4 protein-coding genes are annotated in these 5,742 nt (G+C 67.3%); 2 read left to right on the top strand and 2 right to left on the bottom strand.

All coding sequences use genetic code 11. From position 1 onward, the window contains the following. Together ACTHLF_RS03790 and ACTHLF_RS03785 are read right to left on the bottom strand one after the other, a co-directional pair. Positions 1-930, bottom strand: a 930-nt coding sequence (locus ACTHLF_RS03790; RefSeq protein WP_440325006.1) for a diacylglycerol/lipid kinase family protein, incomplete at its 3' end; no start/stop codon positions are given. Positions 931-970: 40 nt separating this feature from the next. Next, positions 971-1,750, bottom strand: a complete 780-nt coding sequence (locus ACTHLF_RS03785; RefSeq protein ID WP_440325004.1) for a phosphatase PAP2 family protein — start codon at positions 1,748-1,750, stop codon at positions 971-973. 147 nt (positions 1,751-1,897) lie between these two features. On the opposite strand from ACTHLF_RS03785, the gene ACTHLF_RS03780 reads away from it, so the two are divergent. Beyond that, on the top strand, positions 1,898-3,505 hold the full coding sequence (locus tag ACTHLF_RS03780; protein ID WP_440325002.1) for an alpha/beta hydrolase: 1,608 nt from the start codon (positions 1,898-1,900) through the stop codon (positions 3,503-3,505). Positions 3,506-3,707: 202 nt separating this feature from the next. Further along, positions 3,708-5,612: a propionate--CoA ligase gene (prpE, locus tag ACTHLF_RS03775; RefSeq protein ID WP_440325001.1), complete on the top strand. Its 1,905-nt coding sequence runs from the start codon at positions 3,708-3,710 to the stop codon at positions 5,610-5,612. The last annotated feature ends 130 nt before the right edge of the window (positions 5,613-5,742 follow it).

The following is a 5,742-nucleotide window of genomic DNA, read 5'->3' as shown; positions in this document are numbered from 1 at the left end:
GGGCTGGCGCTCGCCGTCGGTGATCAGCACGAGTGGCCGTGGTGCCGCACGGAAAACGATGGGCGGATCCATCCATGCGATTTCGCCGTCCACGGCGACTTTGAATCGCTGGCGGTGGTGCTTCGGCCGCACCGTGATCTCGCGGAACGGAAAGCTCACCGCGTTCTCCGCATCGCCTAGCCTGCCCAGTGCGCCGCGCAGGATCAGTCCGAGCATGGTCAGCCGGCCGATCGGCTTCAACACGAGCCCGGCCAGCGTGCCATCGTTGCGGAACACATCGCTTGCCTCGGGCAGGCCGATGATTTCGAGCTGCAGCGCGTTGTTCCCGACGAACAACGTGGGTGTCCTGAGCTGGCGCGTGCGCGTGCCGTCGCTGACCTCGATACGCAGTGGCCGGTAGCCGCGCATCATCGTCGCCAGGCCCGACCACAACGCCACGAGCCGGTGTCGGCCGAAGCGTTGCTTCCATGCTTCGCGATCCTCGAGCACCTGCGGATACAGGCCCAGGCTGCCGTTCACCAGGAACAGGCGGTCATTTACCATGCCGACCTGCACGTTCCGCAGCGTGCCGCGCAGCAGGCCCTCGGTGGCCTCGCGCGGGTCCGCGGAAATGTTGTGGGTCCGCCCGAAGAAGTTGAACGTCCCCTGCGGCAGCACGCCCATCGGCAACTGCTCGCGCCAGGCGGCGCCTGCCACGCAGTTGATCGTGCCGTCTCCGCCGGAAGCCACCAGCGCGCCGCCCTCCTGCTTCGCGTGGGCGGCTGCCTCGGCGACAACCTCGAGGATCGGATGCGCCTCATCGATCAGGAAGAACCGGTGCGGGCGCCCGGCCGCCTCCAGGGTCGTGCGGATCGTGTCGCGCGCGGCCTCGGTATCCCCGTGGCCGGAGCCGGCATTCATGACGATGGAGAGGGGCAGGTCGTTGGCCATGCGCCAACGAGACCATCGGCGGCGTGTTGGCCGCATGAAATTACTGGACCGCCGCGCGGCCCTCTCGCATACGAAAATACTCAGCGCTGCCCACGCAAAGCGTCAGCCAGGCAAGGCCCGTGCAATAGCCCGCGAGCACGTCGCTGAAGTAATGCACCTGGAGCAGGATGCGGCTGATGCCGACGAGGGTGATGACCGTGACCGCGGCAATGACGATGCCCCGGTGGAAGCGCGGCGGGCAAAGCACGAGCAACAGGTACGCGAGCATGCCGTAGAACACCATGGAACCCGAGGCGTGGCCGCTGGGGAAGCTGTAGCTGTGCTCGACGACGAAGCCATGATCATGCAGCGGGCGTTCGCGCTGGAACCAGGCCTTCAGGCCGGAGTTGATCAGGGCCGTACCCGCGAGGGCGAGCAGCCAGATGCCCGCAAGCCTCAGGTGCCGGCGGACGAGCAAGGCAAGGGTCATCAGCCCTGTAATGATCGCGAGCGCGATGGGGTTGCCCAGCTGGGTCAGCCACGCGATGGCGTGGAGCAAGGGGCGTGGCATGTTCGCCCTCAGGTCCGTGGCCAGCTGCGCATCGAACAGCGTCAGGCCGGCCTGCTCGCGGACCTCGATCGCGATGACCGAGGCCACCACCAGCGTCGCGACCACCACCGCGAAGGCGGTGGTGGGGCGCAACAGGCGCAGCGCGGCGGGATCCTGCCCCTCGCGGCGGCGCACGGCGCGGCGCCACGCGGCATCCGCGCCCAACAGGGCCACGACGAGCAGCACGCCCCACAGGCTCAGGGCGTGGCGGCTGATCCATTCGGCATCCATCGTTCGCGATTCTCCGGTTGGCTGAGCAAGTGGGCATGGTGCCACGCCAGCCTTTCGCGGCCATGCCATCCGGCATTTCCTCACCCCCCGGTGCCATGGCAGGATCGACCGCGTTGCCGCGCCGCGGCCGGACGAAGGGAGATCCTGATGAAGCACACGCCCGCCCGCGCGGCCCTTGCCGTTGCGCTCCTTGCCTGCGGTGCCGCCGCGCATGCCGATAGCGCGCCCCTGGCCCATCGCATCATCCGCGTGTCGCTGGATGGCGCGACCGACAAGGGCAGTTCGGGACGCCTGCTGGTGTTCGCCGAGCCCGCCGACAAGGCTAAAAGCGCAGGGAAGGGTGGCAAGGTTGCGGAGATCGACACCAATCCCTTCCAGCCCCAGGCCGTCGCCGTCGCGGGTCGCGATGTCAGCTGGATCGCACCGGGGCAGTCGGTCGACCTCGATGCGGACGGCGAAGCGTTCCCCTCGGGCTTCTCCAGCCTGCCGCCGGGCGATTACCTGTTCCAGGCCGTGCTCGATGTCGGCCATGACTACAACTACGGCGGCCGTCGCGCGGGCGACCTCATCAGCGAAGTCACCCCGGTGAAGATCACGGCGGGTGGGAGCATCCCCGTGCTCAAGCTGAGCAAGACGGTGCCCGAGCGTGATCCCTGGCAGCTGCCGCCCTCGGCGCCGCCGGCCACGCGCGATGCGCTGCCCGAGGCGCGCAAGCACGCCCATGCCGAAGTGCTCGAGAGCAAGGCGCTCACGGCGTTCGCCGGCCGCCCGCTTTCCATCCGCGCCTGGGTGGTGACCCCGCCGGGCTACGAGCAGGGCAATGCGAAGTACCCGGTGGTGTACGTGACCCACGGCTTCGGCGGTGGGTTCGATCGCTATGCCGGCTCTATCGCCAACGTGTGGGATGCGATGGCGAAGAACCAGATGCCGGCGATGATCTGGGTGTTCCTCGACGAATCCGGCCCGACCGGCACGCACGAGTTCGCCGATTCCGTGAACAACGGGCCGTGGGGCCACGCGCTCACCACCGAATACATCCCGTGGCTCGAGACGCGCTACCGCATGGATGGCAAGACCAGCGGGCGCTTCCTCAACGGGCACTCGTCGGGCGGCTGGGCCACGCTGTGGCTGCAGACCCGCTATCCGAAGATCTTCGGCGGCACGTGGTCCACCTCGCCCGACCCGAGCGACTTCCACGATTTCACCGGCATCGACCTGTACGCGAACAACGCCAATGCGTACAAGCATGCCGATGGCAGCGCGATCCCGCTGGTTCGCGATGACGGCAAGGTCATCGCCACGTTCGAGACCTTCGCCCGCCTCGAGCGCGTGCTCGGTGCCTATGGCGGCCAGCTTGCGTCGTTCGAGTGGGTGTTCTCGCCGCGCGGACAGGACGGCCGGCCGATGCCGATGTTCAACCGCGATACGGGCGCTGTCGACGCCAATGTCGTCACCTACTGGCGCGATCACTTCGACATCGCCCAGCGCCTGCGCACGCAGTGGCCGGCGCTGAAGCCGGATCTCGACGGCAAGATCCACCTGATCGTCGGCACCGCGGACACCTTCTATCTCGAAGGCTCGGCCAAGCTGCTCAAGGACACGCTCGACGGCCTCCACGCGAAGAGCGACATCCGCTTCCTGCCCGGCAAGACCCACTTCGATCTCTACACCGAAGGCGACGACCGCCAGGCCCTGCTGAAGAAAATCTCCTGGGAGATGTACGACGTAGCCCGCCCCGGGCAGGGCAAGAAGTAGCAGCCCACCGACCTAACTGTGGGAGTGAGCTTGCGAGCGACGGTTCCGCGGAAGAGCCTCGTTCGCAAGCACACTCCCACATGCAGTATTCCAGGCTCCTCGTGGGAGCGCGCTTGCGCGCGATAGCGACCCTCGACCAACGTAGCAAGGCACCCGATCCCCGGCTAGGCTACCCTCGAAGGCCTCCACAGGAGGCATGCCCATGGGCTACGAGGAAAGCTGGCGCCAGTCGGTCGACGACCCGGAGGGGTTCTGGGGCGCGCAGGCGCACCTGATCGACTGGCAGGTGCCGCCGCAGTACATCCTCGACCAGTCAAACCCGCCGTTCCGTCGCTGGTTCGTCGGTGGCATGACCAACCTCTGCCACAACGCCATCGACCGCCACCTGGATGCGCGCCCTGGCCAGGCCGCGATCATCGCGGTCTCGACGGAGACGGGCGTCACGCGTGAGATCACTTACGCGGAGCTCTACCGCGAGGTAAATGCGTTTGCCGCGACACTCCAGGCACTCGGCGTCGGCCGCGGCGATCGCGTCGTCATCTACCTGCCCAATATCGCCGAAGCCGTGTTCGCGATGCTGGCGTGCGCGCGGGTCGGCGCCATCCACTCCGTCGTCTTCGGCGGGTTTGCCGCGCACAACCTGGCGCTGCGCATCGATGATGCCGAGCCGAAGCTGCTCATCTGCGCCGATGCGGGCATGCGCGGCGGCAAGGTCATTCCGTACAAACCACTGGTCGACGCCGCGCTGCGTGAGGCGGCGTCGCCACCGGCGCACGTACTTGTCGTGGATCGTGGATTGGATAAGGGCATGCAATGGGTGCCGGGGCGCGACATCGACTACGCGGTGCATCGCGAAGCGCATCTCGACGAAGTGGTGCCGGTCACCTGGCTCGAATCCAACGAACCGAGCTACCTGTTGTACACGTCAGGCACCACGGGCAAGCCCAAGGGCGTGCAACGCGATGTCGGCGGCTACGCAGTCGCGCTGGCCCTGTCGATGACCGCCATCTTCGACCTGCAGCCGGGCCAGACCATCCTGTGCACATCGGACGTGGGATGGGCGGTGGGCCACTCGTACAACGTCTACGGGCCGCTGATTGGTGGCTGCACGGCGATCCTTTACGAAGGCACGCCGGTGAATCCCGACCCGGGCATCTGGTGGAAGCTGTGCGAGCAATATGGCGTGCGCACGCTGTTCTCGTCACCGACGGGTATCCGCATGCTGAAAAAGCAGGATGCAGGCTGGCTGAAGAAGTACGACCTGTCCGCGTTGAAGTGGATATTCCTCGCCGGCGAACCGCTCGACCAGCCGACCTACGACTGGCTCAGCGGCGGCACGGGCAAACCGGTGATCGACAATTACTGGCAGACCGAGACCGGCTGGCCGGCCCTGTCGCTCATGCCCGGCCTCGACATGAAGCCGGTGAAGCCGGGCTCACCCGGGTTCCCCACGTTCGGCTATCGCATGCGCGTGATCGACGATGCCACGGGCGAGGACAAGCCCGCGGGGGAGAAGGGCGTGCTCGTGATCGAGCCGCCGCTGCCGCCGGGTTGCCTCACCACCATCTGGCGCGACGATGAGCGTTACAAGCGGAGCTACTTCGGCCACTTCAGGGAGTTGCTGTACAGCTCGCTGGACTGGGCCGTGCGTGATGCGGATGGTTACACCTTCATCCTCGGCCGCACCGATGATGTGATCAATGTCGCCGGGCACCGGCTGGGGACGCGCGAGATCGAGGAATCGGTCGCGACCCTGGGTGCGGTCGCCGAGGTGGCGGTCGTCGGCGTCGCGGATGAGCTCAAGGGGCAGCTGCCCGCCGTGTTCGCCACGTTGAAGCAGGGCGTCACGGATGACCCCGCGGATGTCGCGCACGCGATGGAGCGTCGTGTGGTCGAATTGCTGGGGGCCCTCGCCAGGCCTGGCTGCGTCTATGTCGTGAGCGCGCTGCCGAAGACGCGCTCGGGGAAGCTGTTGCGCCGGTCGTTGCAGGCGCTGATGCAGGGGACCGATCCCGGGGATCTTTCGACCCTGGATGATCCCAACGCGCTGGAAGAGATCCGCAAGGCCATCGCCCGCGGGCCGGACTGCGGCCACCGGCTGGCCTGATCGCGCGCAAGCGCGCACCCACAGGGCCACGCGGCCCACACGCAGCACCGCCGTGCGCTGTTGGGAGCGCGCTTGCGCGCGATCCGGGGCACCAGGCCCGGCCCCCACCCCGCAACGCAACAAACCGTTA

Origin of the sequence: Luteibacter sp. (assembly GCF_051958795.1) — a bacterium.
GTDB lineage: Bacteria > Pseudomonadota > Gammaproteobacteria > Xanthomonadales > Rhodanobacteraceae > Luteibacter.
Note: the sequence above shows the minus strand (reverse complement) of the source record. Positions and strands in the feature narration are given on the sequence as shown.

Bases quoted from the DNA above. Each gene is read 5' to 3' on its own strand.
- ACTHLF_RS03780 (WP_440325002.1), top strand. From the start codon at position 1,898: ATGAAGCACACGCCCGCCCGCGCGGCCCTTGCCGTTGCGCTCCTTGCC.
- prpE (WP_440325001.1), top strand. From the start codon at position 3,708: ATGGGCTACGAGGAAAGCTGGCGCCAGTCGGTCGACGACCCGGAGGGG.
- ACTHLF_RS03785 (WP_440325004.1), bottom strand. From the start codon at position 1,750: ATGGATGCCGAATGGATCAGCCGCCACGCCCTGAGCCTGTGGGGCGTG.